The organism is Stenotrophomonas sp. GW821-FHT02D01 (assembly GCF_059421765.1).
In genome coordinates, this window is record NZ_JBWKVP010000008.1 from 1 (window position 1) to 24,992 (window position 24,992).

General features: G+C 66.1%; 24 protein-coding genes. 17 read left to right on the top strand and 7 right to left on the bottom strand.

Annotation, left to right across the window (positions count from 1 at the left end; all coding sequences use genetic code 11):
* Window positions 1–288: 288 nt before the first annotated feature.
* A complete protein-coding gene (locus AC07UW_RS15395; RefSeq protein WP_033830160.1) occupies window positions 289–2,004 on the bottom strand; it encodes a M28 family metallopeptidase in 1,716 nt (571 codons plus the stop codon).
* Window positions 2,005–2,082: 78 nt separating this feature from the next.
* Window positions 2,083–2,745 carry a DUF4097 family beta strand repeat-containing protein gene (locus AC07UW_RS15400; protein WP_032975637.1) on the bottom strand — a complete coding sequence of 221 codons (663 nt, stop codon included), beginning with the start codon at window positions 2,743–2,745 and terminating at the stop codon, window positions 2,083–2,085.
* A 169-nt stretch (window positions 2,746–2,914) separates the two neighbouring features.
* Here AC07UW_RS15400 and AC07UW_RS15405 point away from each other — a divergent pair, with 169 nt between their 5' ends.
* On the top strand, window positions 2,915–4,144 hold the full coding sequence (locus AC07UW_RS15405) for a murein hydrolase activator EnvC family protein (RefSeq protein ID WP_223483365.1): 1,230 nt from the start codon (window positions 2,915–2,917) through the stop codon (window positions 4,142–4,144).
* 107 nt (window positions 4,145–4,251) lie between these two features.
* Complete coding sequence (locus tag AC07UW_RS15410) at window positions 4,252–5,733, top strand: S41 family peptidase (protein ID WP_223494047.1); 1,482 nt, start codon at window positions 4,252–4,254, stop codon at window positions 5,731–5,733.
* 86 nt (window positions 5,734–5,819) lie between these two features.
* On the opposite strand, the gene AC07UW_RS15415 is transcribed toward AC07UW_RS15410, so the two are convergent.
* On the bottom strand, window positions 5,820–6,512 hold the full coding sequence (locus tag AC07UW_RS15415) for a rhomboid family intramembrane serine protease (RefSeq protein ID WP_025878304.1): 693 nt from the start codon (window positions 6,510–6,512) through the stop codon (window positions 5,820–5,822).
* Window positions 6,513–6,738: 226 nt separating this feature from the next.
* Between AC07UW_RS15415 and AC07UW_RS15420 the strand changes: the two genes are divergently transcribed.
* The 5 genes from AC07UW_RS15420 to AC07UW_RS15440 all read left to right on the top strand — a co-directional run bounded on the left by AC07UW_RS15420 (window position 6,739) and on the right by AC07UW_RS15440 (window position 11,264).
* Window positions 6,739–8,166 carry an outer membrane protein transport protein gene (locus AC07UW_RS15420; RefSeq protein ID WP_025878303.1) on the top strand — a complete coding sequence of 476 codons (1,428 nt, stop codon included), beginning with the start codon at window positions 6,739–6,741 and terminating at the stop codon, window positions 8,164–8,166.
* A gap of 110 nt (window positions 8,167–8,276) precedes the next feature.
* The gene (locus AC07UW_RS15425) at window positions 8,277–8,717 is read left to right on the top strand and encodes a hypothetical protein (RefSeq protein ID WP_051501537.1); all 441 of its coding nucleotides are present in this window, start codon (window positions 8,277–8,279) and stop codon (window positions 8,715–8,717) included.
* Between the two features lie 71 nt (window positions 8,718–8,788).
* Window positions 8,789–9,397, top strand: a complete 609-nt coding sequence (gene pnuC / locus AC07UW_RS15430; protein WP_495212360.1) for a nicotinamide riboside transporter PnuC — start codon at window positions 8,789–8,791, stop codon at window positions 9,395–9,397.
* On the top strand, window positions 9,384–10,451 hold the full coding sequence (locus tag AC07UW_RS15435; protein ID WP_495212361.1) for an AAA family ATPase: 1,068 nt from the start codon (window positions 9,384–9,386) through the stop codon (window positions 10,449–10,451). Before pnuC ends, AC07UW_RS15435 begins: the two co-directional genes overlap by 14 nt.
* 222 nt (window positions 10,452–10,673) lie before the next feature.
* Window positions 10,674–11,264: a hypothetical protein gene (locus AC07UW_RS15440; RefSeq protein WP_495212362.1), complete on the top strand. Its 591-nt coding sequence runs from the start codon at window positions 10,674–10,676 to the stop codon at window positions 11,262–11,264.
* A gap of 54 nt (window positions 11,265–11,318) precedes the next feature.
* Here the strand turns inward: AC07UW_RS15440 and putA are convergent, their stop codons facing one another.
* Window positions 11,319–14,537 (bottom strand): bifunctional proline dehydrogenase/L-glutamate gamma-semialdehyde dehydrogenase PutA, encoded by a 3,219-nt coding sequence (gene putA / locus AC07UW_RS15445; RefSeq protein WP_080150750.1) that lies wholly within the window; start codon window positions 14,535–14,537, stop codon window positions 11,319–11,321.
* Between the two features lie 273 nt (window positions 14,538–14,810).
* On the opposite strand from putA, the gene AC07UW_RS15450 reads away from it, so the two are divergent.
* The 6 genes from AC07UW_RS15450 to AC07UW_RS15475 all read left to right on the top strand — a co-directional run bounded on the left by AC07UW_RS15450 (window position 14,811) and on the right by AC07UW_RS15475 (window position 19,607).
* Window positions 14,811–15,287, top strand: coding sequence for a DUF2244 domain-containing protein (locus tag AC07UW_RS15450; RefSeq protein ID WP_025878297.1), 477 nt, complete (start codon window positions 14,811–14,813; stop codon window positions 15,285–15,287).
* Between the two features lie 11 nt (window positions 15,288–15,298).
* The gene (gene coxB, locus AC07UW_RS15455; RefSeq protein WP_263930194.1) at window positions 15,299–16,255 is read left to right on the top strand and encodes a cytochrome c oxidase subunit II; all 957 of its coding nucleotides are present in this window, start codon (window positions 15,299–15,301) and stop codon (window positions 16,253–16,255) included.
* Between the two features lie 61 nt (window positions 16,256–16,316).
* Entirely contained in the window at window positions 16,317–17,924 is a 1,608-nt protein-coding gene (gene ctaD / locus AC07UW_RS15460) for a cytochrome c oxidase subunit I (RefSeq protein WP_025878294.1), read from the top strand.
* 8 nt (window positions 17,925–17,932) lie between these two features.
* A complete protein-coding gene (locus AC07UW_RS15465; RefSeq protein ID WP_136639629.1) occupies window positions 17,933–18,130 on the top strand; it encodes a hypothetical protein in 198 nt (65 codons plus the stop codon).
* Complete coding sequence (locus tag AC07UW_RS15470; RefSeq protein ID WP_025878292.1) at window positions 18,127–18,717, top strand: cytochrome c oxidase assembly protein; 591 nt, start codon at window positions 18,127–18,129, stop codon at window positions 18,715–18,717. Before AC07UW_RS15465 ends, AC07UW_RS15470 begins: the two co-directional genes overlap by 4 nt.
* Before the next feature lie 14 nt (window positions 18,718–18,731).
* A complete protein-coding gene (locus tag AC07UW_RS15475; RefSeq protein WP_025878291.1) occupies window positions 18,732–19,607 on the top strand; it encodes a cytochrome c oxidase subunit 3 in 876 nt (291 codons plus the stop codon).
* Window positions 19,608–19,660: 53 nt separating this feature from the next.
* On the opposite strand, the gene AC07UW_RS15480 is transcribed toward AC07UW_RS15475, so the two are convergent.
* Complete coding sequence (locus tag AC07UW_RS15480) at window positions 19,661–19,879, bottom strand: twin transmembrane helix small protein (RefSeq protein ID WP_049468560.1); 219 nt, start codon at window positions 19,877–19,879, stop codon at window positions 19,661–19,663.
* Between the two features lie 57 nt (window positions 19,880–19,936).
* Between AC07UW_RS15480 and AC07UW_RS15485 the strand changes: the two genes are divergently transcribed.
* Genes AC07UW_RS15485 through cyoE form a run of 4 tightly spaced genes read left to right on the top strand, consistent with a single transcriptional unit; the run spans window position 19,937 to window position 23,345 of the window.
* On the top strand, window positions 19,937–20,653 hold the full coding sequence (locus tag AC07UW_RS15485; protein WP_025878288.1) for an SURF1 family protein: 717 nt from the start codon (window positions 19,937–19,939) through the stop codon (window positions 20,651–20,653).
* 50 nt (window positions 20,654–20,703) lie between these two features.
* Window positions 20,704–21,273: a redox-active disulfide-containing membrane protein gene (locus tag AC07UW_RS15490; protein WP_363731313.1), complete on the top strand. Its 570-nt coding sequence runs from the start codon at window positions 20,704–20,706 to the stop codon at window positions 21,271–21,273.
* A gap of 10 nt (window positions 21,274–21,283) precedes the next feature.
* On the top strand, window positions 21,284–22,447 hold the full coding sequence (locus AC07UW_RS15495) for a COX15/CtaA family protein (protein WP_428703795.1): 1,164 nt from the start codon (window positions 21,284–21,286) through the stop codon (window positions 22,445–22,447).
* Window positions 22,448–22,451: 4 nt separating this feature from the next.
* Window positions 22,452–23,345, top strand: coding sequence for a heme o synthase (gene cyoE, locus AC07UW_RS15500; RefSeq protein WP_033830169.1), 894 nt, complete (start codon window positions 22,452–22,454; stop codon window positions 23,343–23,345).
* A 122-nt stretch (window positions 23,346–23,467) separates the two neighbouring features.
* Here cyoE and AC07UW_RS15505 read toward each other — a convergent pair whose 3' ends face one another.
* Together AC07UW_RS15505 and AC07UW_RS15510 are read right to left on the bottom strand one after the other, a co-directional pair.
* Window positions 23,468–24,439 carry a bile acid:sodium symporter family protein gene (locus AC07UW_RS15505; protein ID WP_099782541.1) on the bottom strand — a complete coding sequence of 324 codons (972 nt, stop codon included), beginning with the start codon at window positions 24,437–24,439 and terminating at the stop codon, window positions 23,468–23,470.
* 40 nt (window positions 24,440–24,479) lie between these two features.
* Complete coding sequence (locus tag AC07UW_RS15510; RefSeq protein WP_495212363.1) at window positions 24,480–24,980, bottom strand: protein tyrosine phosphatase family protein; 501 nt, start codon at window positions 24,978–24,980, stop codon at window positions 24,480–24,482.
* Between the last annotated feature and the right edge of the window lie 12 nt (window positions 24,981–24,992).

Genomic DNA, 24,992 nt, shown 5'->3' on the forward strand with positions numbered 1-24,992 from the left:
AACTCGGAAGTGAAACGTAGCTGCGCCGATGGTAGTGTGGCCTAAGCCATGCGAGAGTAGGTCATCGCCAGGGTTTACATCCAAAAACCCCGCTGCTCACGCAGCGGGGTTTTTCTTTGCGCGCGAGAAACCGAAGGTAGTGCCGGCCGCTGGCCGGCAACCTCATGAACGTCACGCGGCTGCACGTGCCAGCCGGCCAGCGGCCGGCGCTACCGGGTCCCAGCACTCACACACAAAAAAGCGGCGCCCAAGGGCGCCGCTTTCTTTGGAACTCAACGGCTGGGGGACTTACTTCGCCGCAGCGGCCGGTGCCTTGGCCTTCATCATCGTGTCGCGGGCAGCCTTGAACGGATTGCCTTCGTACCAGTTGGGCCAACGATCGCCGCCGGCCAGTTCCTTGCCGACGCCATACATCAGCTGCAGGTCCTCGACCGTGCCATCCAGCTTCCAGGTGGCCGGGTCATACTCGTCCTTCGGGCCGTGGTAACGGTTGGAACCGTAGTCGGCGGCCGCCTTGCGGCCAGCCTCGACACCGCCGTCGCGCAGGTCCTCACCGCCGTCGGCGTACAGCGCCGGCACACCCGCCTTGGCGAAGTTGAAGTGATCCGAACGGAAGTAGAAGCCGCTCTGCACCGAGGTCTCGCCGTGCAGGGTGCGATCCTGGGCTGCAGCCAGCGGCTTGAGGATGTCTTCCAGCTCCGAACTGCCGAAGCCGGTCACCGTCACGTCCTTGGCACGACCGGCCACCGACATCGCATCGATGTTGATGACACCAGCGATCTTGTCCAGCGGGAAGGTCGGGTGGGCGACGTAGTACTTCGACCCCAGCAGGCCGGATTCTTCCAGGGTCACCGCCAGGAACACCACCGAACGTTCCGGCTTCGGTTCCTGATGGGCCATCGCTTCGGCCACCTCAAGGATGCCGGCCACGCCGGTCGCGTTGTCGACGGCACCGTTGTAGATGTTGTCGCCCTGTTCGCCCTCGTGCTTGCCGAGGTGATCCCAGTGCGCCATGTACAGCACGGCCTCGTCGGCACGCTTGCTGCCAGGCAGCACGCCCACCACGTTGCGCGACTGCTTCTGCGCGACCTTGCTTTTCAGGTCCACCGAAGCGGTTGCCTTCAGCGGTACCGGCTTGAAGCCGGGCTTGCTGGCGTCCTTGTAGGCCTGGTCCAGATCCAGCCCGGCGCCGGCGAACAGGGCCTTGGCCGCGTCGGCGCTCAACCAGCCCTGTACCGGCAGGCGCGGCTCCGCATCGTCCTTGGCCGGCAGGTCGTACTGCGGGCCGGCCCAGGAGTTCTTCACCACGTCCCAGCCGTACGAAGCGCCTGCGGTGTCATGGACGATCAGCGCGGCAGCAGCTCCCTTGCGCGCAGCTTCCTCGAACTTGTAGGTCCAGCGGCCGTAGTAGGTCATGCGCTTGCCGTCGAACAGCTTTTCGTCATCGACATGGAAGCCTGGGTCGTTGACGAACATGACCACCGTCTTGCCCTTCCAGTCCTGGCCGGCGTAATCGTTCCACTTCTGCTCCGGTGCATCCACGCCGTAGCCGACGAAGACGAGGTCGCTGGCATCGACCTTCACTTCTGTCTGGCCGGTACGGGTGCCCACCACCATGTCGGTGCCGAACTTCAGTTCGCGGGTCTTGCCGCCCTGGGTGAGGGTGAGCACGGTCGATTCATCGGCCGTGGTCTCGGTCATCGGCACGTCCTGGAACCAGCTGTCGCCGTTGCCGGGCTGCAGGCCGATGCGCTGCATCTGGTCGCGGATGTAGTTGACCGTCAGTTCTTCGCCCTTGCTGCCGGGCGAGCGGCCTTCGAACTCGTCAGAGGCCAGGGTCTTCACCATCTCGGCGAAGTCGGCGGCGTTGATCGCCGCTGAGAAGGTGTGCGTGGCCGGCTTGGCGGCGCTGTCGACGCTGGGCGCCGGAGCCGGCGTGTCTTCGCCTTTGCAGGCGCTGAGCGCGGCCGCGGCGGCCAGGCACAGGAGGAGTTTGCGGGGCATCATCGGTTCCTGGAAACACAAGGGACGGCCACGCAGCACGCGCGACCGGTAGCGGGGAGTATCGCCCAAGCCGCAGGCTCAGTCGGCCGGGGCGGTATCGGTATCGAAGGGGATCGGATCGGCGCCGGTGACCGGGCCGATGCGCGCACTGCGGTGGACGTACAGCACCACCTCGCGCTCGAACAGCAGGCTGCCGTTGACCACGGCATTCGGCCCGATGATGACCCGCGGCTTGCGACTGGCCGTCAGCGAGACGCTGAAGTTCGGCTTGCGCACATGCACGCCACCGCCGACCTGTGAGCCGATGCCGACGGTGATGTCGCCGTTGACGGTCTCCACGTCCTTGCGCACGCGGCTGCCGACCAGGCCGATGCCACCGTTGACGGTTTCCACGCCGCCTTCGATCTGGCTGCCCTGGTCGCTGAAGATGCTGCCGTTGACCGTGCTGACATCGCCGTGGGCCGTCACTTCGCGACCCAGGCGGATGCCGCCGTTGACGGTCTCGATGCTGCCCGTGCGCGCACGATCGGCGACCTTGACGCCGCCGTTGACGGTGTCGATGCTGCCGGTTTCCACGCCTTCGCCGACACGGATGCCACCATTGACGGTGTCCAGCTTGCCGTAGCGCTGGCCCGGATCGGCGCTGATGCTGCCGTTGACCTTGCTCACGTCTGCCTGGGCCCAGGCCGGGCCACTGGCCAGCGCAATGCCCAACAGCAGCGGAATGGAGAGAGCTTTCATGGGAACCTCGTTGTTGTGCGGCTGGCAGGCCGCGTGCGGAGATGTCACCATTCCCTGCACGTCTCCGCATCTGCCTGAAGTCACTGGAAAGCCCTTGCGCAACAACGTCTTCCCCTCACGCCGGCATCACATCGCCACCCTGCGCGGTGGACGTTGCCTGTTGCTGGGAATGGCGCTGGCCCTGGCGCTGCCATTGCCGGGTGCGGCGCAGACCTCTTCGGCCCGCGAGGCCGAACGCAAGCTGCAGAAGCTGCGCACCGAACTGAAGGGCGTGGCGCAGGAGCGCCGGCAGATCGAGGGCCAGCGCGGACAGGCGTCGCAGCAGCTGCGCGAGGCCGATGAAAAGGTTGCACGCAGTGGTCGTGCGCTGGCCCAGACCGAATCGGCGCTGCGCGAGCAGACCCAAGCGCTGGCCCAGGCCGAACAGCGGCGCAATGCACTGCAGTCCAACCTGGAAAAGCAGAATCGCGAACTGGCCGGACTGCTGCGCGCGGCCTACCAGCTTGGCAACCACGCGCCGTTGAAGCTGCTGCTTTCGCAGGACACGGTGGCCGATGCCAACCGTGCGCTGGCCTATCACCGCTACCTGCAGCGCGAGCGCGCGCAGCGCATCACCACGCTGACGGCCGACCTCAAGGAACTGGAGACGCTGCAGGCACAGATCGCCCAGCGCCAACAGCAGTTGCAGGGCACTCACCGCGACCAGAAGCAGCAGGTCGCCACGCTCGCATCGGACCGTCGCGAGCGTGCGCAGACCGTGGCTTCGCTGGAAGAGCGCTTCAAGGACAAGCGCGAGAAGGAACAGGCACTGGGCCAGGACGCCAAGGCGCTGGAAACCCTGCTGGCCAACCTGCGCGCTGCCGCGGCCCGTGCCGAGGCCGAGCGCCGTGCCGCCGCCCGCAAGGCCGCTGCGGAGAAGGCCGCTGCCGAAAAGGCCGCACGCCAGGCCAAGGCCGAAGGCCGTCCGGCACCGGCAACCAAGATCCCGCCGGCCGTGGCCTCGGCACCAGCGCCCAAGGTGGGTGGCCTGGGCTGGCCGCTGTCGGGCAATCTGCTGGCCCGCTATGGCGGCAAGCTGCCGGATGGCCGTACCAGCAGTGGCGTGTTGATCGGCGCACCCGCCGGAAGCACCGTCACCGCCGTGGCCGACGGTACCGTGGTGTTCTCCGATTGGATGACCGGCTACGGCATGATCCTGATCGTCGACCATGGCAATGGCTACATGAGCCTGTACGCGCACAACGACACCCTGCTGAAAGATGCCGGTGCGCGGGTCAGCCGTGGCGATGCAGTGGCCAAGGTCGGCAACTCCGGTGGCCAGGGCGTGACGGCGCTGTACTTCGAACTGCGCCGCGGCGGGCAACCGGTCAATCCGGACAGCTGGCTGCAGCGGCGCTGAATTCCGCCTGGCCGCAGCAGGGCGGATTCAACGGGAATTTAGCCACGCTTCGCGCATAATCGGTGCATGTGCCTTGGGCACGATGCCATCGTCGACAGGAGTGATTCATGCGCGCAGCCCGTACCGCCACCCTCTTGCTGGCTCTGTTGCCGGCCCTGTCCTGGGCACAGCAGACCGCCCCCGTCCCGTTGAAGGAAACTCCCGGGAAGGCGGCGAGCAGCGAGGAGGCGGTGACCTCGAAGGTGCCGCTGGACGACATCCGGCGCTTCGTGGCCGTCTACAACGCGGTGCGCGCGGCCTACGTCGATCCGGTCGATGACAACAAGCTGATGCAGTCGGCTGTGCGTGGCCTGCTGCTCGACCTCGATCCGCACAGCACCTACTTCAACAAGGAAGATGCCGAGGCGTTCGACGAACAGGCCAATGGCGCCTATGAAGGCATCGGCGTGGAGCTGCAGCAGCAGCCGGACAACGCCAGCATGAAGGTGATCTCGCCGATCGACGACACGCCTGCGGCCAAGGCCGGCATCCTCGCCGGCGACCTGATCATCGCCATTGATGGCAAGCCGATCAGCGCGATCGATGCCAGCGAACCGCTGCGTGGCCCGGCCGGCAGCAAGGTGGTGCTGACCATCGTCCGCGACGGCAAGCCCAAGCCCTTCGACGTCAGCCTGACCCGGCAGACGATCCGCGTGACCAGCGTGCGCAGCCGCCTGCTGGAACCGGGCTATGGCTACATCCGCCTGAGCACGTTCCAGGCCGACACCGGCTCTGATTTCCAGAAGCACCTGCAGCAGCTGCAGAAGCAGTCCGGTGGCAACCTCAAGGGGCTGGTGCTGGATCTGCGCAGCAATCCGGGTGGTCTGCTGACCGCTGCGGTGCAGGTGGCCGATGATCTGCTCGACAAGGGCAACATCGTCAGCACCCGCGGCCGCATCAGCATCAGCGATGCACGCTTCGACGCAACCCCGGGCGACCTGCTGAAGGGCGCGCCAGTGGTGGTATTGGTCGATGCCGGTTCGGCCAGTGCATCGGAAGTGCTGGCCGGCGCACTGCGCGACAACAAGCGCGCGCGCGTGATCGGCAGCCGCACCTTCGGCAAGGGGTCGGTGCAGACCGTGCTGCCGCTGGACAACGGCGATTCGGTGAAGCTGACCACGGCGCGCTACTACACACCCAGCGGTAAATCGATCCAGGCCACCGGTATCGTGCCGGAAGTGGAACTGAAGGCAGCACCGCGTCCGGAAGACGAGGCATTGCCGGCCAGCCTGAGTGACTACAGTGAGGCGACGCTGCCGGGCCACCTGCGCGGTGACGAGGAAGGTACCGAGGGCTACCACGCTGGCGCCGTGTTGCCGGGCGATGGCCCGATCAACGATGCACTGGCCGAACTGAAGAACCCGGGTTCGGTTGCGGCGCGCTTGAAGGCAGAAGCTGCGAAGGCCGAAGCGGACAAGGCGGCGAAGGTCGCCGCCAAGCCGGCGCCCAAGGCGGAGCCCAAGGCTGAAGCAAAGCCGGAAGCGAAGCCCGAAGCCAAGCCCGAAGCAAAACCGGAAGCGAAGCCTGCAGAGATCCCGGCCAAGCCTTGATTCTGTAGAGTCGAGCCATGCTCGACTGAGGTGCGGACACCGCCCGAGCATGGCTCGGGCGTTTCGCAGAACGCAGCACGCGGACGCTAGAACCCGTGCCGCTTGCGCAGTCGCCGTGCGATCGCCGCGCGCACGTACATGCCGTACACCACGCCGAACACGAAGCCCCCGATGTGCGCCCACCAGGCGACCATGCCGAAGGTCGGGCCGATGTAGGCGAACACCACCTGCAGCGCCGCCCACACACCGATCAGCAGATAGGCCGGGGCGCGCACGAACTCCAGGAACAGCCCCAGCGGGATCACCACGCCCAGGCGCGCGCCGGGGAACAGTGCCAGATAGGCACCGATCAGCGCCGACACCGCACCGCTGGCGCCGATGATGATCTGGTCCGGGCTGCCCATGGTGTAGATCGCGACCAGGTTGGAGATCGCCCCGCCCACCAGGAACAGCAGCAGCAACCGCCACGGGCCCAGCACCCGCTCGGCGGGCAGACCGAAGATCAGCAGGAACACCAGGTTGCCCAGCAGGTGCGACCAGTCAGCGTGCAGGAACAGGGCGGTGAACAGGCGCAGCACGCTGCCGTCCTGCAGCGTTGCCCACCAGTCCAGCGGGTGGGTCAGGCCGGTGGACAGGGCGCCCCAGTCCAGCCACAGGCTTCCACGGGCATCGTCCGGGCGCGAGATCGACCACAGGAATGCCAGCCACAGTGCCGCAAACAGCACGGGTGTAGCCCAGCGCAGGGTCGCCTTCTTGCGCGAGGGGAGGGAGACAAACATGGCACTAGCCTAGCGTGCGGGCGCTTTTGGCGGGGAAGGAGCCTGTTCAGCTTTTGCGACGAAGAATGCGCCAGCGCTGTTATTGTTTCATTAACGGCTCTGGGTAATACTCGCATACGGCGTCGTATGTCGGGAGGGGAATCCGGCGCGCTTCGAAAGGCCATCCGGCCTGTCGGGCGCAGGCGCACTTAGAGCACCATCACCGCTTACCGGAGAGAGAACTACGATGCAAACTGCTTCTACCATTGCCCGCCTGACCCTGCTGGCCGTCGGCGTTGCCGGTGCGCTGGCCGCCGCCGACGCCAATGCCGCCGCCTTCCAGCTGAAGGAAAACAGCGCCAAGGGCCTGGGCCGCGCCTTCGCTGGTTCCACCTCTGCCGAAGGCGATGCCTCGGTGGTCGCCACCAACCCGGCCTCGATGCGCCTGCTGGAAGGCACCCAGATCCAGGGTGACGTCAGCGCCATCAGCTTCGGCGCCAAGTTCCGCGGCGAAGGCCGCTATGCCAACGGCGCTCCGATTTCCGGCGGCAACGGCGGCGACGCCGGCATGATCGCTCCGGTTCCGGCCGCGTACTTCCACGTGCCGTTCGGCGAGAAGGACAACATGCACTTCGGCGTGTCGCTGACCGTGCCGTTCGGCTTCAAGACCGAATACGACCGTGACTGGGTCGGCCGCTACAACGGCGTCAAGACCGAACTGCAGGCCATCGACCTGGGTGCGGCCTTCTCCTACGACGTCAACCCGTACCTGTCGTTCGGTGCGTCGGTGTTCGCCGAGCGCCTGAATGTCGACCTGACCAGCGCCGTCGACGGCGGTACCGCCATCAACGCCAGCGCCCAGCAGCGCGCTGCCGCCGCTGCACTGGCCGCTGGCCGCACCCCGGCACAGGCCCAGGCCGCTGCCCAGGCCGCTGGCCGCCAGGCCGCACAGCTCGGCTTCTCGCCGGGTACCGCTGATGGTTACCTGCGCATCAAGGGCGACGAAGTGTCCGTCGGCTACACCCTGGGCATGACCGTCAGCCCGGTGGAAGGCACCAACATCGCCTTCAGCTACCGCTCGGAAGTCGAACACAAGATCACCGACGGCAAGGCCGACTTCACCATGACCCCGGCTGCTGCAGCGTTCCTGGCGCAGGCTGCTCCGGGCACCTTCGTCGACAGCAACGGCCGCGCGACCATCACCCTGCCGGCCAGCGCCACCGTCAGCTTCACGCACCGCGTGAACGACCAGTGGAAGATCATGGCCGACGTGTCGCGCACCGCATGGAGCAAGTTCGACGAAGTGCGCGTCGACTACGACTCCAACCAGCCCGACAGCGTGCTGCCGTTCCACTACCGCGACACCACCTTCGCTTCGATCGGTACCGAGTACCGTCTGAACGAGCAGCTGACCCTGCGTGGCGGTCTGGCCTATGACCAGACCCCGACCACCGACGCCCACCGTGACGTCCGCGTGCCGGATACCACCCGCAAGTGGCTGTCGCTGGGCCTGACCTGGGCGCCGTCGGAGAAGATGGAATACAGCGTGGGCTACACCCACCTGTTCACCAAGGATCCGAACATCAACTCGACCTCCGCTACCGCCAACAACGTTGTCGGCAAGTACAAGGTCACCGGCGACGTGCTGGCTGCGTCGATGCAGTACAAGTTCTGATTCGGGCAATCGCCTGAAGCAGTACGAAGGAGGCCCCGCGCAAGCGGGGCTTTCTTTTTTTCCGGGGGGCGGCATCCACGCATGGCGTGGATCTACGCGACAATGGCCTGATGGCCGATCGCCGATACCTGAAGAAGATGACCCGCTACTGGGCCGCCGAAGAGGCGAGGGCCACCGTGGCGCTGCAGGATGCGCTCGCATCGGAATGGTTCGACTACTGGCATACCCACTTGGACTGGAAGGGGCGTGGCAATCGCCATGGCAGTGATCGCACCGCCGTTGCCGCCGCGTTGCTGCGGCTGCTCGAGCGCGCGGTGGCCTGCAGGCGGCAGGACACCCAGTGCTGGGTGGTGTTGGCGCCGGATAGCGGCCAGAGCGCGCTGTTCCTGCATTCGCCGAATCCGCAGGGAACGCCTTGGCCGCATCCGTTCGATGGCGTGACCTGGGATATCGAAGCACCGGATTGGCTCGCGCCTGTGATGGCGCCGCACCATCAACTGGGCCGCTGGGGTAGCGCAGAGCCCCGGCTGCTGGTGCGCGTGCGCGCTTGATTTCCATCCACGCATGGCGTGGATCTACTGGCTCAATCCCGCGGGGCGCGGATCTACGCGACAATAGCGCGATGAACCTGTCCGACCCGAACTTTCAGCTGGAGCTGGCTGCCAACATCGCCGTTGCCGGCTCGATCCTGCTGGCCGGCCGCAACAACGTGCATACGTGGTGGCTGGGCATCGTCGGCTGCGCGTTGTTCGCCGCGGTGTTCGAGCGCTCCCACCTGTACGCGGACATGGTCCTGCAGTTCTTCTTCGTGGTCATCAGCGTGTTCGGCTGGTGGCAGTGGCTGCGTGGTGACCATGGCGCGCCGTTGCCCATCACCCGCTTGCCAGCACGCGCGTGGAGCTGGCTGCTGCCGTTGGCGGTGCTGGCGACCTTCGGTTACGGCTGGATGCTGACCCGGCTGACCAACGCGTATGCGCCCTACATCGACTCGGCGGTGCTGGTGCTGAGCGTGATCGCACAGATCCTGATGATGCGGCGCAAGCTGGAATCGTGGTGGGTGTGGCTGCTGGTCAACACCATCGCGGTGCCGCTGTACTACAGCCGTGGGCTGCACCTGACCTCGATCCTATATGTCGGTTTCTGGATCAACGCGCTGGTGGCGCTGCGTCTATGGCGGCACCTGATGCGCGCCGAGGCGGATACGGGCAGGGCGGCCGATGGCATTGCCTGAGCGGGTACCGCGCGGGTTGGTGGTCGGCAAGTTCTGCCCGCTCCACCTCGGCCACGAGCGCCTGATCGAATTTGCTTCTGCACGCTGCACCCAGCTGCTGGTGATCGGCTGGTCTCAGCCGGGCTTTGCCGGCTACAGCGCAGAGCGCCGCGAGCGTTGGCTGCGCGCGCGCTTTCCGCAGGCGACGGTGGCGGTGCTGGATGATGCGCGGCTGGCGGCGTTGTGCAGGCAACAGGGTGTTCCCGTACGTGCGCTGCCGCAGGACAAGGACAGTGAGCAGGTGCAACGCGCGTTCACCGCATGGCTGTGCCTGGCGCTGTTTGGCGGACCGGTGCAGGCTGTTTTCACCGGTGAAGACTACGGCGATGGTTTCGCTGCAGCCCTGGCGCAGCATTTCAATGCGCCGGTGCAGCACCATCGGCTGGAGCGTTCGACCGACATCGGTCAGGCCAGTGGTACCGAACTGCGCGCCGATCCGCATGCGCATCGACAGGGCCTGAGCCGGTCGGTCTATGCCGACCATGTGCAGCGGGTGGCCTTCATCGGCGGTGAGTCCACGGGCAAGAGCACGCTGGCGCGGGTGCTGGCCGAACGCCAGGGTACGGCATGGGTGCCGGAGTTCGGGCGTACGTTGTGGGAGCAGCAGGGCGGCGAGCTGCAGGCGCAGGATCTGCTGCGTATCGCTGCAACCCAGCTGCAGCACGAGCACCAGGCCGCGCAGCATGCGCATCGCTGGTTGTTCTGCGATACCACGCCGTTGGTGACGCTGGGCTACAGCGGCTGGATGTTCGGCACTGCGCCCGAACCACTGCAGCGGGCTGCGGCGCGTGCGTACGACCTGCTGTTCCTGTGCGCCCCGGATATCCCGTTCGAGCAGGATGGGACGCGTGTGGGGGAGGAGTTCCGCATGCAGCAACACGCGTGGTATCTGCAGCAGTTGCAGGCGCGTGGGATCGCGTATGTGCTGCTGGAAGGCGACCTGGAGATGCGTATCGCGCGGGTGCTGGAGGAATTGGTGAGGCGTGCGGACAACCGGTTCAGTGTTCTTGCGTGATCGGCCAGCTGTTGCGATCTGGCATGGCTGTCCTCAGCATCCAGACCGGGAGGGCTCAAGTAGTGGCAAGTGCGACCAGCCATGACGGGTCTGCCTCCTGACGATGCGAAGGGGAGGCTTTAGCCTGATTTCCCTATGAATATCCCCTCACTTTCGCCGAGATCCGTGCGGCTTCGCTGTTCCCTCCTGCTCCTGCTTGTACCGGCTGCCAGCATCCCGGCCATGGCGGCAGCTGACTTTGCAGAGTGCTTCGTGCTCAAGCCGGGGGTTTCTTGGTCCAACGGTCAGTACAGCTTTTCCACGGCGACGGCCTCCTTCGGAGGTAAACCCAGCATGGTCGCGATTACCCACGGAGATGGAGTCAGGACCGCAGAGTACTTCGACCCTTCCGGTCGCGTACTTCTGGCGGAAATCCAGTACGGAATCGCAGGATTCGGCGGAGATCCTGCCAAGGCAGCGATAACCGACGAGTACGATGCCATGCCCACCTTCCCGCAGCGTGCCAAGCCCGGAGAACAGTTCCATCGTTCTGGAAAGGGCGTACGTTTCCTGGCCTCAGAGCCTGGTGAAGCGCCAGAGGCAATCGAGTATCGGGGGATGACCAACTTCACCTTCGTCGGTTTCGTTGATCTGGAGGCGACGGTCAACGGTGTGCCGCGAACGTTTGCCAACACCTGCCACCTGAAGGCGCAGGACGCCCAGCACACGATGGAGTACTGGTATGCACCGGGCTATGGTCCGGTCCGAAAGCGAGCCTTCTCCAACGGGACACGCTTGTTCGATGACACGATCAGGCGCATCACGGAAGAATGAGCACAAAAAACCCCGCTTTCGCGGGGTTTTTCGTTCACTGCATGACGCCTGGAATCAGTCGCCCAGGGTCAGCAGCGAGGCGTTGCCGCCGGCGGCGGTGGTGTTCACCGTCACCGTCTTTTCGGTGGCGAAGCGCAGCAGGTAGTGCGGGCCGCCGGCCTTGGGGCCGGTGCCGGACAGGCCCTGGCCGCCGAACGGCTGCACGCCGACCACCGCACCGATCTGGTTGCGGTTGACGTAGACGTTGCCGACGTGGACGCCGTTGCTGATGCGGTCGACGGTTTCGTCGATGCGCGAATGCACGCCCAGGGTCAGGCCGTAGCCGGTGGCGTTGATCTGGTCGATCACCGCGTCGAGCTGGTCGCCCTTCCAGCGGATAACGTGCAGCACCGGCCCGAAGATTTCCTTCTGCAGCTGGCCCAGGTCCTTCAGTTCGTACGCACGCGGTGCGAAGAAGGTGCCGTTGGCCGCTTCGGCGGACAGTTCCGCCGCAGCGATCAGGCGCGCTTCGCGATCCATGCGCACGGCGTGGTCCTGCAGGATCTTCAGTGCATCGGCGTCGATCACCGGGCCGACGTCGGTGGACAGCAGGCCGGGGTTGCCGACCTTCAGTTCCTTCATCGCGCCGGCCAGCATGGTCATTACCTTGTCGGCGATGTCGTCCTGCACGAACAGCACGCGTGCGGCCGAGCAGCGCTGGCCCGCAGAGGTGAAGGCCGAACCGATGGCGTCCTTGACCAGCTGTTCCGGCAGCGCAGAGGAGTCGGCGATGAAAGCATTCTGGCCGCCGGTCTCGGCGATCAGCACGCCGATGGCGGCATCGCGTGCAGCCATCGCGCGGTTGATCGCACGGGCGGTGTCGGTGGAGCCGGTGAAGGCCACACCGGCCACGCGTGGGTCGGCGGTCAGCGCGGCACCGACGGTGGCGCCATCGCCCGGCAGGTACTGCACCACGTCAGCCGGCACGCCGGCATCGTGCAGCAGCTTCACTGCGTAGTAGCCGATCAGGTTGGTCTGCTCGGCCGGCTTGGCGATCACGCTGTTGCCGGCGGCCAGTGCGGCAGCCACCTGGCCCAGGAAGATCGCCAGCGGGAAGTTCCACGGGCTGATGCAGACGAACACGCCGCGGCCATGCAGCTGCAGTTCGTTGGATTCGCCGGTCGGGCTGGGCAGCTTCTCGGCGTGACTGAACTGCTCGCGTGCCTGCTTGGCGTAGTAGCGCAGGAAGTCCACGGCTTCGCGTACTTCGGCGATGCCGTCGGGCAGGCTCTTGCCGGCTTCCTTCACACACAGCGCCATGAATTCGGGCATGCGCGCTTCCAGCTGGTCGGCGGCGTGCTCGAGGATGGCGGCGCGGCTGGCGGCCGGGGTGCGGTTCCAGGCCGGCTGTGCGGCCACGGCATTGGCCAGCGCCTTCTGCACGGTGGCGGCATCGGCCGCCTGCCACTGGCCGACCACTTCACGGGTGTCGGCCGGGTTGGTCACCGGCAGCGAGGCACCGGTCGGGTTCGCGCCCGGCACCAGCGGTGCGGCCTGCCAGGGCTTCACTGCAGCGTTGAGCTGCTCGGCCAGGGCGCGCAGTTCGTTGTCGTTGGCGAGGTTGGCGCCCATGGAATTCTTCCTGTCGTGGTTCTGGCTGCGCAGCAGGTCAACCGGCAGCGGGATCTTGGGATGCGGAATCGATTCGAACGAGGACACCATCTCGACCGGGTCGCGGACCAGGTCGGCGATCGGCACGCGCTCGTCGGTGATGCGGTTGACGAAGCTGGAGTTGGCGCCGTTTTCCAGCAGGCGACGCACCAGGTACGGCAGCAGGTCTTCATGCGAGCCGACCGGCGCGTACACGCGGCAGGGCAGGCCAAGGCGATCGGCCGGCACTACTTCGGCGTACAGGTCATCACCCATGCCGTGCAGCTTCTGGTGCTCGTAGACGCCACCGTTGGCGATGCTGCGCACTGCGGCGATGGTGTGCGCGTTGTGCGTGGCGAACATCGGGTAGATCGCGTCGGCATGGGTAAACAGACGCTTGGCACATGCCAGGTAGGACACGTCGGTGTTCTGCTTGCGGGTGAACACCGGGTAGCCGGCATAGCCTTCGATCTGCGCGCGCTTGATCTCGGCGTCCCAGTAGGCACCCTTGACCAGGCGCACCTGCAGGCGACGACCGGCGCGACGCGCCATGTCGGCCAGGTGGTCGATCGTGTACGGCGTACGCTTCTGGTAAGCCTGCACGACCACGCCGAAGCCATCCCAGCCGGCCAGCGAGGCATCGCCGAACACCTGCTCGATGATGTCCAGCGACAGTTCCAGGCGATCGGACTCTTCGGCGTCGACGGTGCAGCCGATGCCGTAGCTCTTGGCCAGCTGCGCCAGTTCCAGCACGCCGGGCACCAGGTCCTTCAGCACGCGCGCGCGCTTGGCGTGCTCGTAGCGCGGGTACAGCGCCGACAGCTTGATCGAGATGCCCGGTGCGTTGTTGACGTCGCCATCGGCACGGCCACCGCGCGACTTGTGGTCACCACCGATGGCGTGGATCGCACGACGGTAGTCTTCCAGGTAACGCAGGGCGTCCTTCATGGTCAGCGCGCCTTCGCCGAGCATGTCGAACGAGTAGCGGTAGCTGGCGCTGTCGCCCTTGTGCGAGCGTGCCAGCGCTTCGCCGATGGTGCGGCCCATGACGAACTGGTGGCCCATGATCTTCATTGCCTGGCGCACGGCCAGGCGTACCACCGGCTCACCGACGCGGCCGACCAGGCGCTTGAACGCGCTGGGCGCATCGGCGCGGGTGGCGTCGTTCATCTGCACCAGCTTGCCGGTCAGCATCAGGCCCCAGGTGGAGGCGTTGACCAGCACCGAGTCGCTGCCGCCCAGGTGTTTTTCCCAGTCGGCATCGGCCAGCTTGTCGCGGATCAGCTTGTCGGCGGTCTCCTGGTCCGGAATGCGCAGCAGCGCTTCGGCCACGCACATCAGCAGCACGCCTTCCTCGCTGCCCAGGTCGTACTGGCGCATGAAGGCTTCGATCGCGCCCTGGTCCTTGGCGCGCACGCGCACGCGGGCGACCAGGTCGGCGGCCAGCGCCTGCACCCTGGCCTGCTCGTCGGCCGGCAGGCGTGCCTGCGCCAGCAGTTCGCGCACATGGCTGGCCTCGTCCTTCAGCCAACCATCGGTGATGGCCTGGCGGAACGGGTTGGGGGACGCCGGCAGTTCCGGCGACAGCAGCGCCGAGTGACGCGGAGCGTCGCTGGCGGCAATGGGAGAGGAGGGTGCGTTCATGCCGGTCCGGCCAGTGGAAAACTTGGCGATTTTAATCATTTTTTCGACTTCAGGAAGGCCCGCGCAGCCACCTTCATGAATGCTGATAGCCCCTAGCGGTGGTGGATTCAGCGTGTTCAGCAAAGTCGGTACGTTTTGTGCCGAATTCGTCATTCGTGCCGCTGGACCCATGCTGTATTGCAGCATCGGAAAAAGTGTGAATGCACCCTTGCTACCGGCGAGAGGGCAGGGCTACCATCGAGACGTTTCCCGCGGCAGGAACGCGGTTGCGACATGATCGAGGTGCTTACAGCTCCGGATGGGTCAGGTACGCAGCTGCGACTGCGTCCCCCACGGGCGCTCGATGCCCGGCAGTTCGTCCTGTTGTTTGCTGTGTTGTCGGGAGTGATGTGGCTGGTGTCCGCCTTCGGGTGGGTGGCCGGCAATGCATTCGCCCCCCTGTTCGCGCTGCTGTACAGCCTGTTGCTGGCAGCTGCGTTGCGCGCGTTGTGGCGCAGTGGTGAACGGCAGGAGGAAATCCGGGTAGTGCCGGCGTGCGTGGAGGTCATCCCCGTGCCCGGTGGATCGCCGGTGTTCCGGGCTCATCCGCACTGGGTGCGCCTGCTCACCGACGACCAGAGGGTCCGGCTGGCATCCAGCGGCCGGCAGGTGGAGGTGGGGAGTTTCCTCGCGCCGGCCGAACGTCAAACGCTTGTTGAAACGCTTGAAGATTTGCTCGCCGCCAGCGATGGCGGCAACCGACGACGCTAAGGGTCTAGGCAATGAAGCAAAGCAGAGGGTGGGGCACGAAGTGCGTTGCAATGGCCGCCGCGATGGGGGCCCTGCTGTCGATGCCGGGGACGGCGCTGGCCCAGGCGGCCGATCCAAAGCCGTGGCAGTTGAACATGGGCAAGGGGGTGACCCAGACCTCGCGCCTGGCCTGGGAATCGAACAACCTCTCGCTGATCGTCTGTACGGTGATCGGCGTGATCGTGTTCGGCGCGATGGCCTACGCGATGTTCAAGTTCCGCAAGTCCAAGGGTGCGGTCGCTGCCACCTTCAGCCACAACACCAAGGCCGAAGTCATCTGGACGGTGATCCCGGTGATCATCCTGGTGGTGATGGCGTGGCCGGCCACGGCCAACCTGATCAAGATGTACGACACCCGCGATGCCGAGATGACGGTCAAGGTGACCGGCTACCAGTGGATGTGGAAGTACGAGTACCTGGGCGAGAACGTGACCTTCACCAGCCGCCTGGACCGCGAGTCCGACCGCATGCGGCAGAGTGGCAAGGTGCCGACCCGCGAGAGCCATCCGCACTACCTGCTGGATGTCGACAACCGGCTGGTACTGCCGGTGGACACCAAGGTGCGCTTCGTCATCACCTCCGACGATGTGATCCACGCCTGGTGGGTGCCGGCGCTGGGCTGGAAGCAGGACGCCATTCCCGGCTTCATCAACGAAGCCTGGACCAGCATCGAGCAGCCCGGTGTCTACCGCGGCCAGTGCGCGGAGCTGTGCGGCAAGGACCATGGCTTCATGCCGATCGTGGTCGAGGCGGTGTCCAAGGAAGAATTCAAGCAGTGGCTGGCGCAGCGCAAACCCGCGCCTGCACCGGCAGCGCCTGCCGCGCCCGCCGAACCCACCGCACCTGCCAGTGAAACGCCGGCGCAGCCGGCGGCACCGGCAGCCGCCGAGGCCGGCAACGCGCCTGCGGCGGCGGCCAGCGGAGCCTGATGTAACTGCCCGCGGCCGTATCGCGGCTGCGGCGACAACCGATCCTGAGAGGTGTTTTGCAATGGCGCACTCGGCAGTTGGGCACGACGATCACCATCACCCGCAGAGCTTCTTCGAGCGTTGGTTCTTCTCGACCAACCACAAGGACATCGGCACGCTGTACCTGGGTTTCAGCTTCATCATGTTCGTCATCGGCGCGTTCATGAGCGTGCTGATCCGGCTGGAACTGGCCCAGCCCGGCATCCAGTACATCCGTCCGGAAATCTTCAACCAGCTGACCACCGTACACGCGCTGGTGATGATCTTCGGCGGGGTGATGCCGGCCTTCGTCGGCCTGGCCAACTGGATGATCCCACTGCAGATCGGCGCGCCGGACATGGCGCTGCCGCGCATGAACAACTGGTCGTTCTGGCTGCTGCCGGTGGCCTTCAGCCTGCTGCTGCTGACCTTCCTGCTGCCCGGTGGCGCGCCGGCCGGTGGCTGGACGCTGTACCCGCCGCTGTCGCTGCAGGGCGGCTACAACGTGGCGTTCACTGTGTTCGCCATCCACGTGGCCGGCATCAGTTCGATCATGGGCGCGATCAACATCATCGCCACGGTGCTGAACATGCGTGCGCCCGGCATCGACCTGCTGAAGATGCCGATCTTCTGCTGGGCCTGGCTGATCACCGCGTTCCTGCTGATCGCGGTGATGCCGGTGCTGGCCGGTGCGGTGACGATGCTGCTGACCGACAAGTTCTTCGGCACCAGCTTCTTCAATGCGGCCGGTGGTGGTGACCCGGTGATGTTCCAGCACATCTTCTGGTTCTTCGGCCATCCCGAGGTCTACATCATGATCCTGCCCGCCTTCGGCGTGGTCAGCGAGATCATCCCGACCTTCAGCCGCAAGCCGCTGTTCGGCTACCAGGCGATGGTCTACGCCACTGCGGCGATCGCGTTCCTGTCGTTCATCGTCTGGGCCCACCACATGTTCACCGTGGGCATGCCGCTGGGCGGTGAGATCTACTTCATGTTCGCCACCATGCTGATCTCGATCCCGACCGGGGTGAAGGTGTTCAACTGGGTCAGCACGATGTGGCGCGGCTCGCTCACGTTCGAAGCCCCCATGCTGTGGTCGGTGGCGTTCGTCATCCTGTTCACCATCGGCGGGTTCTCCGGCCTGATGCTGGCGATCGTGGCCGCCGACTTCCAGTATCACGACACCTACTTCGTGGTCGCCCACTTCCACTACGTGCTGGTGACCGGCGCGGTGTTCGCGCTGATCGCGGCGGTGTACTACTGGTGGCCGAAGTGGACCGGGCGCATGTACAGCGAGAAGTGGGCCAAGGTGCACTTCTGGTGGTCGATCGTGTTCGTCAACCTGCTGTTCTTCCCGCAGCATTTCCTGGGCCTGGCCGGCATGCCGCGCCGCATCCCCGATTACTCGGTGGCGTTCGCCGACTGGAACCTGATCAGCTCGATCGGTGCGTTCGGCATGTTCGCCACGCCGTTCATGATGGCTGCGATCCTGCTGTCCTCGCTGCGCAATGGCGAGAAGGCCGAGGCCCGCTCCTGGGAAGGCGCGCGCGGCCTGGAGTGGACGCTGCCGTCGCCGGCACCGGCGCACACCTTCACCACGCCGCCGACCATCCGCCCGGGTGACCTGGCCCACGACGATATCGGTCATTGAGGTGATGCATGCATAACGAGAGCCCGATCACCCCGGCCAGAGCCGAGCCACGCTTGGCCGCAAGCGCATCGGCAGGCCAGCGGCCAGGCACCGCGCCGCTTTATGCGGAGCAGCGCCAGCGCGCCAGGCGCACCGCGTTGTGGGTGGGCGCGATCGCCGTGCTGGTGTACGTCGGCTTCATCCTCAGCGGTGTGATCGGTCGATGAGCGAAACACCGGCCACCGCTCCGTCACGCAGCGCCGGCCTGCCGCGCCTGATCGGCGTTGCGGTGGTGGTGTTCCTGCTGACGTTCTCGCTGGTACCGCTGTATCGCATCGCCTGCGAGAAGGTATTCGGCGTGCGCCTGGAACGTGGCCCGGGCAGCGAAGCCAGTACCGGTGCTGCCACCGGCAAGCGCACCGTGCGGGTGGAATTCGATGGTGGCGTCAATTCGCGGCTGCCGTGGTCGTTCCATCCCGAGCAGCTGACCATGGATGTGGTGCCTGGCGAACTCAACGAGGCGCTGTACTTCGCCCGCAACGACAGCCAGCAGGCCGTGGTCGGCAGCGCGGTGCCGTCGGTGGCGCCGGCACGCGCGTCCGGGTTCTTCAGCAAGACCGAGTGCTTCTGCTTCACCGCGCAGACCCTGCAGGCCGGCGAGAAGCGTGACATGCCGGTGCGCTTCATCGTCGATCCGGACCTGCCACCGGAAATCCGCACGATCACCTTGTCCTACACCTTCTACCGCAACGATGCGTTGTCCGATCGGTTGGCGCCCGCCGCCACGTCGGAAGGCGCCCACGCTGCTCCCTGACCCGGATACCGACCATGGCCCAGACACCTACCGACGCCAACGTGTACTTCGTCCCGGCCCAGAGCAAGTGGCCGTTCGTCGGTTCCATCGCGATGATGGTGACCATGGTCGGCGTGGCCAGTTGGCTCAATGACGCCAGCTGGGGCCGCTGGACCTTCTACATCGGCGTGGCGATGCTGGTGCTGACCCTGTTCTGGTGGTTCAGCGATGTGGTGCGCGAGTCGCAGGCCGGCAACTACAACCGGCAGGTGGATGGTTCGTTCCGGATGGGGATGGTCTGGTTCATCTTCTCCGAAGTGATGTTCTTCGGTGCCTTCTTCGGTGCCCTGTTCTACACCCGCCACCTCGGCCTGTCGTGGCTGAGCGGCGAAGGGCGCGGGGTGATGACCAACGAGCTGCTGTGGCAGGGCTACTCGGCCGGCTGGCCGACCAATGGCCCGGCAGCGATCGGTGGCGCGTTCCAGACTATCCCGGCCTGGGGCCTGCCGCTGATCAATACGCTGATCCTGCTGACCTCGGGCGTGACCCTGACCATCGCCCATCATGCGCTGAAGGCGGGCAACCGCCGCCAGCTGTTGATCTGGCTGGGCCTGACCGTGCTGCTCGGCCTGGGCTTCCTGACCCTGCAGGCCGAGGAGTACATCCACGCCTACAAGGAACTGAACCTGACGCTAGGCTCGGGCATCTACGGTTCGACCTTCTTCATGCTGACCGGCTTCCACGGCGCACACGTGCTGCTGGGTACGATCATGCTGATCGTGATGTGGCTGCGGTCGGCGAAGGGACACTTCACCCGCGACAACCATTTCGGCTTTGAAGCGGCCGCGTGGTACTGGCACTTCGTCGACGTGGTGTGGCTGATGCTGTTCCTGTTCGTCTACGTGCTTTGACCGCGCAGGCGTCGGCAGCGTCAGCCGCCGGCGCTGCCTGGCCTGATGTGGCGTCAGCCGCCGATGCCGTGCGGTTTGATCCAGCCCATGTAGATGCACACGATCACCAGTACGATCAACGCCACCGACACTCCGATGCGGCGGGTCAGTGCATTGACCGTGCGCTTGGTCTGGCCGCGGTCCACCAGCAGGTAATACAGGCCGGCGCCCAGATTCCAGACGATGACGATCAGAAACGCGATTACCAGCAGGGTCTTCAGCGAATCACTCATGCGCGGCTCGAGGGCAGGATGGATGTGCCTATCTGACCGCGTTTGCACGGACTTGTCATGATGCGCCAGCACACGCGCCTGATCGGCTGGCTGATGGCGTTGCTGGCGATGGCCGGATTCACCGCGCTGGGGCTGTGGCAGCTGCAGCGGATGCAGGCCAAGCAGGCGTTGCTGGATGCGCAGGGGCCTGCCGTGGCGCAGGCGCTGCCGTTGGCGCAGGCGCTGGCGGCGCAGGGCGCGCTGCATGGCGTGGCCGATCACGGTCGCTTCCTGCCGGGCGTGGTGTTGCTGGACAACCAGACCCGCCACGGCCGCGCCGGAGTGAAGATCTATCGTCCGTTCCGCAGCGATGCGGGCAGCGTGTTGCTGGTGGACCTGGGCTGGCGCGCGTTGCCGCCGGACCGCAGGTTGCCGGTGGTGCCGGCACCGCCGTCGCCGGTGGCCGTGCGAGGCCTGTTGGCGCCGCCCCCTTCGTCCGGGCTGGCGCTGGGGCCGGCGTTCACTACCACCGATGTTGCAGGGCGCTGGCTGGCCAGTCGCCTTCCCGCCGATGGCCTGGCTGCGGCACTGGGCCTGCCATCGTTGCCCGAGCGCGTGCTGCGGCTGGACCCGGCGCTGCCGTTCGGCGATGAGCGCGATCTCGACCTGCTGCCGAACACGCTGCCGCCGCAGCGCCACCTGGGTTACGCCGTGCAGTGGTTCGGGCTGGCGCTGACCGTGCTGGTGGTGGCGCTGGTACTGGAATGGCGCAGAAGACGGCCCGTTGCCCGGTAGTGCTGGCCGTTGGCCGGCATCCCTTTCCCAACCATGAGAAAATGCCCTGCATGAACACTGCTACCTCCCCGCAGGCGCGCGGCAATGGCCGCCGGACCCTGGTGCTGCTGTTCGCCGTTTTCTTCGGGGCGATGGCGCTGGCCGCCCTCCTGCGCTTCTCCGGCTGGCAGCCGACCGCACATCGCAACAACGGGCAATTGCTGAAGCCGCCGGTGGATCTGCGCCAGCAACCGCCGACGCTGGCCAATGGCGCGGCCTACCCCTGGAACCCCGAGGCGCGCACATGGCGCCTGCTGGTGGCCCCGGCCGGATCCTGCGACGCGCAGTGCGTCACTTTGTCGCAGGGACTGGGCAAGGTGTGGCAGCTGTTCGGCCATAACGCCGATAATGTCGAGATCCTGTGGCTGGGAACGCCACCGGCGTCGATCGCCTCGCTGCCCGCGCTGCGGCCGCTGGCCCCGTCGCCAGCCCTGCGCGCGGCGCTGCCTGGCGTCGATGATCCGGCGGGTCTGCCGGTCTACGTGATCGATCCGAACGGCTTCGTGATCATGCGTCATGCCCCCGGGAGCGATCTCGGCGGCCTGCGCAAGGACATGGCCACGTTGCTGAAACTGAAGTGAGTCCCGTTTGATGAGCCTTTCCGCGCGTCCGGCGCTGCACCGCAATTTCCACCGCCTGGCGTGGTTCGCCATGATCATGACCGCGAGCACGATCATGTTCGGTGCCTTCGTGCGCCTGTCCGATGCCGGCCTGAGCTGCCCGGACTGGCCGACCTGCTATGGGCAGGCGACCTGGCCGCAGCACGTGGAAGAGACCATTGGCCACCCGGCAGCGGAGATCCGTCCGCTGGAAACACACAAGGCCTGGCGTGAGCAGGTGCACCGCTTCCTGGCCGGCGCGCTCGGCATCGAGATCCTGACCCTGGCCCTGCTGGCCACGCGCAAGCGGCGTTTCGGAAGCACGGCGGTGGTCACCGCCTGCGTGCTGGTGGCCGCGGGCATACCGCTGTACATGATGGGCTGGCATGGAACCGCCAGCGCACTGGCTCTGGTCGGCGAGGCCATCCTGCTGATCGCGGCGCTGCGCTGGAGCAACATCGACCTGGCGCGCGCTGCGCTGCTGACATTGGCGGTGGTGATCTTCCAGGCACTGCTGGGCATGTGGACGGTGACCCTGCTGCTCAAGCCGATCGTGGTGATGGGTCATCTGCTGGGCGGCATGCTGATGTTCGGCCTGCTGGTGTGGATGGCCTGGCGTGCCACGCACATGCCGATCACCCTGGCCGAGGCGCCAAAGCTGAAGTGGCTGCTGCGCATTGGCGTGGCGGTGCTGGTCACCCAGATCGCGCTCGGTGGCTGGGTCAGCGCCAACTACGCGGCGCTGGCGTGCGGCGGCGGCAGCGCCTCGCTGGACAACTTCCCGCGCTGTGCCAACCAGTGGTGGCCGCAGCACAACTTCGCCGAGGGCTTCACCCTGTGGCGCGGTATCGGTGTGGACTACGAAGGCGGCGTACTCGACGGTGCCTCGCGCATCGCCATCCAGATGGCCCATCGCTTGTTCGCGATTGTCGTTGCCGTCTACATGCTGTGGCTGGGCCTGCGCCTGTTCCGGCTGCCGAGCATGCGCGGCTGGGCTTCGGCCCTGGTCGCGCTGCTGGTGCTGCAGGTCACCCTCGGCATCCTCAATGTAAAGCTGGCCCTGCCGCTGGAAGTAGCGGTGCTGCACAACGGCGTTGCCGTTGCCCTGTTGTTCGTATTGGTCAGCCTGCTGGCCCGCATGCGTGCCCCGGACTGATCCCATGTTTTCCAACTATCGCCAGTACTGGGACCTGACCAAGCCCAAGGTCGTCGCCCTCATCGTCTTCACCGCACTGGTCGGCATGGTCCTTGCCATTCCCGGCGTGCCCAGCTGGGAGCAGGTGCGTGCCGGCCTGCTCGGCTTCCTCGGCATCTGGCTTGCGGCGTCGGCCGCTGCGGCCATCAACCAGCTGCTGGATGCGCATATCGACGCGCAGATGGCGCGCACCTCGTGGCGTCCGCTGGTGGTGGGCAAGGTCAAGCCGTGGCAGGTGCTGGTGTTCGCCGGCGTGCTGATCGTGCTGTCGATGGCGATTCTGGTGCTGTGGGTGAACTGGATCACCGCGGTGCTGACCTTCGCCTCGCTGATCGGTTATGCGGTGATCTACACCGTCTACCTGAAACGTGCGACCTCGCAGAACATCGTCATCGGTGGTCTGGCCGGTGCGATGCCGCCGATGCTGGGGTGGGCGGCGGTAACCGGCATGCAGGGGCAGTCGGACTGGGCGTACTCGTCGCTGCTGGTGCTGATCATCTTCATCTGGACGCCGCCGCACTTCTGGGCGCTGGCGATCTTCCGTCGCGAGGATTACGCCAAGGCGGAAATCCCGATGCTGCCGGTCACCCATGGCGTGGTGCACACGCGCAAGCAGATCATGGCGTACTCGGTGGTGCTGGCGCTGGTCTGCCTGCTGCCGTACCTGGTTGGCATGAGCGGAGCGTTCTACCTGGGCGGAGCGATCGTGCTAAACGCCGTGTTCCTCTGGTACGCCTGGCGCATGCTCAACCCGCCGGACGAGCTGTTCTCGATGAAGATGTTCAGTTACTCCATCGTCTACCTGATGGCGCTGTTCGCCTTCCTGCTGGTGGACCACTGGATCCTGCCCTGGTTGTAGCGGGTGGATCCGCCGGGCATGGCCCGGCGCTACCTGTGGAACATCCACGCATGGCGTGGATCTACTTTTGTGGGCCTGGCCTACAGTAGATCCACGCCATGCGTGGATGGCTGTTCCACAGGTCAGGGCGCGCGCTTGGCGTAGCGCTGGGCGATCACCCCGCAGACGATCAGTTGGATCTGGTGGTAGATCATCACCGGCAGCACGATCGCGCCGAGGCTGCCGCCAGCGAACAGCACCTTGGCGATCGGCACGCCGGTGGCCAGGCTCTTCTTCGAGCCGCAGAACACGATGGCGATCTCGTCTTCGCGGTTGAAGCGCAGGCGGCGGGCGATGAAGGTGATCAGTGGCATCGCGATGCCGAGCAGTACCGCCGCCACCACCGCCACTGCGAACAGCGACAGCAGGGGCGTCTTGCTCCACAACCCCTCGGTAACCGCTTCGCCGAATGCCGAGTACACCACCAGCAGGATGGTGGCCTGGTCGGTGTAGCGCAGCAGCGCGCGCTGCTTCTCCACCCAGCCGGCGATCCAAGGGCGCAACAGATGGCCGGCCACGAACGGCACCAGCAGCTGCAGCATGATGCCGCCGATGGCATGCAGCGGGTCGTGCACGCCGCCGGAGGTGCCGGCCAGCGCGGTCAGCAGCAGGGGCGTGAGGAACACGCCGAGGATGCTCGACAGCGAAGCACTGCACACGGCCGCTGGCACGTTGCCGCGCGCCATCGAGGTGAACGCGATGGAGGACTGCACGGTGGAGGGCAGGGTGCACAGGAACAGCACGCCCAGGTACAGCTCAGGTGTCAGCAGCCAGCCTGACAAGGGCTTGAACAACAGCCCCAGCAGCGGGAACAGGATGAAGGTGCAGGCGAGGATCGTCAGGTGCAGGCGCCAGTGCAGCATGCCGCCGATGATCGATTCGCGCGGCAGGCGCGCGCCGTGCAGGAAGAACAGCGCGGCGATGGCGACGGTGGTGACATCGTCGAGCACCAGGGCGGCGGCGCCTTTCATCGGCAGCAGCGAGGCCAGGCCGACGGTGCACAGCAGGGCGAGGGTGAAGTTGTCCGGTCGCAGGCGCGACCACCAGCGGGTCATGGTGGATGGGCTCCTTGGTGCGGGGGGATTACCCCGGGAATCAGGGGGTGGGAGAAGGGATCGCCAGACGCTCGCGGGTGGCCGCTTCCAACGACTTCAGGCCGGCTCGCTGGCCCAGTTGCAGCGCCTGTTCCGGGCTGGCGTGTTCGTAGCGTGCGTTGACCAGGCCGAGCACGGCACCGGCGCGGTTGCCGGAAGCGCAGTGCAGCAGCACCGGCCCCTGGCTCTGTTGCAGCGCCTGGTGCACGGCGCGCACATTGGCGGCATCCAGGCCCTCGGCGCCGGCCACAGGGATGCGCACATAGCGCAGGCCGAGCGCTTCGGCCTCGCGTGTTTCATCGAAGCCGCGATCTTCATCGGGTTGGCGCAGGTCGATCACCGTGCGCACGCCTTGGGCAGCCAGTTCGTGCAGTTGCGCGGCCGTGGGCTGGCCACCGGCGTAGAGGCCGGGGCGGACTTCAGCAAGAACAGGCTCCGCAGCCCAGGCCGGCAGGATCGGGCAGAGCGGCAACAACAGCAGGCAGGTCAGGCGCAGCAGCATGCTCTCTCCGGG

Coding starts and splice junctions, on each gene's coding strand:
- AC07UW_RS15440 (WP_495212362.1), top strand. CDS start 10,674: ATGGCGGCAGCTGACTTTGCAGAGTGCTTCGTGCTCAAGCCGGGGGTT.
- AC07UW_RS15395 (WP_033830160.1), bottom strand. CDS start 2,004: ATGCCCCGCAAACTCCTCCTGTGCCTGGCCGCCGCGGCCGCGCTCAGC.
- AC07UW_RS15505 (WP_099782541.1), bottom strand. CDS start 24,439: ATGACCCGCTGGTGGTCGCGCCTGCGACCGGACAACTTCACCCTCGCC.
- AC07UW_RS15495 (WP_428703795.1), top strand. CDS start 21,284: ATGAGCCTTTCCGCGCGTCCGGCGCTGCACCGCAATTTCCACCGCCTG.
- cyoE (WP_033830169.1), top strand. CDS start 22,452: ATGTTTTCCAACTATCGCCAGTACTGGGACCTGACCAAGCCCAAGGTC.
- AC07UW_RS15475 (WP_025878291.1), top strand. CDS start 18,732: ATGGCCCAGACACCTACCGACGCCAACGTGTACTTCGTCCCGGCCCAG.
- putA (WP_080150750.1), bottom strand. CDS start 14,537: ATGAACGCACCCTCCTCTCCCATTGCCGCCAGCGACGCTCCGCGTCAC.
- AC07UW_RS15465 (WP_136639629.1), top strand. CDS start 17,933: ATGCATAACGAGAGCCCGATCACCCCGGCCAGAGCCGAGCCACGCTTG.
- AC07UW_RS15400 (WP_032975637.1), bottom strand. CDS start 2,745: ATGAAAGCTCTCTCCATTCCGCTGCTGTTGGGCATTGCGCTGGCCAGT.
- AC07UW_RS15450 (WP_025878297.1), top strand. CDS start 14,811: ATGATCGAGGTGCTTACAGCTCCGGATGGGTCAGGTACGCAGCTGCGA.
- pnuC (WP_495212360.1), top strand. CDS start 8,789: ATGAACCTGTCCGACCCGAACTTTCAGCTGGAGCTGGCTGCCAACATC.
- AC07UW_RS15415 (WP_025878304.1), bottom strand. CDS start 6,512: ATGTTTGTCTCCCTCCCCTCGCGCAAGAAGGCGACCCTGCGCTGGGCT.
- AC07UW_RS15480 (WP_049468560.1), bottom strand. CDS start 19,879: ATGAGTGATTCGCTGAAGACCCTGCTGGTAATCGCGTTTCTGATCGTC.
- AC07UW_RS15490 (WP_363731313.1), top strand. CDS start 20,704: ATGAACACTGCTACCTCCCCGCAGGCGCGCGGCAATGGCCGCCGGACC.
- AC07UW_RS15470 (WP_025878292.1), top strand. CDS start 18,127: ATGAGCGAAACACCGGCCACCGCTCCGTCACGCAGCGCCGGCCTGCCG.
- AC07UW_RS15435 (WP_495212361.1), top strand. CDS start 9,384: ATGGCATTGCCTGAGCGGGTACCGCGCGGGTTGGTGGTCGGCAAGTTC.
- AC07UW_RS15510 (WP_495212363.1), bottom strand. CDS start 24,980: ATGCTGCTGCGCCTGACCTGCCTGCTGTTGTTGCCGCTCTGCCCGATC.
- AC07UW_RS15405 (WP_223483365.1), top strand. CDS start 2,915: ATGGCGCTGGCCCTGGCGCTGCCATTGCCGGGTGCGGCGCAGACCTCT.
- coxB (WP_263930194.1), top strand. CDS start 15,299: ATGAAGCAAAGCAGAGGGTGGGGCACGAAGTGCGTTGCAATGGCCGCC.
- ctaD (WP_025878294.1), top strand. CDS start 16,317: ATGGCGCACTCGGCAGTTGGGCACGACGATCACCATCACCCGCAGAGC.
- AC07UW_RS15425 (WP_051501537.1), top strand. CDS start 8,277: ATGGCCGATCGCCGATACCTGAAGAAGATGACCCGCTACTGGGCCGCC.
- AC07UW_RS15485 (WP_025878288.1), top strand. CDS start 19,937: ATGATGCGCCAGCACACGCGCCTGATCGGCTGGCTGATGGCGTTGCTG.
- AC07UW_RS15410 (WP_223494047.1), top strand. CDS start 4,252: ATGCGCGCAGCCCGTACCGCCACCCTCTTGCTGGCTCTGTTGCCGGCC.
- AC07UW_RS15420 (WP_025878303.1), top strand. CDS start 6,739: ATGCAAACTGCTTCTACCATTGCCCGCCTGACCCTGCTGGCCGTCGGC.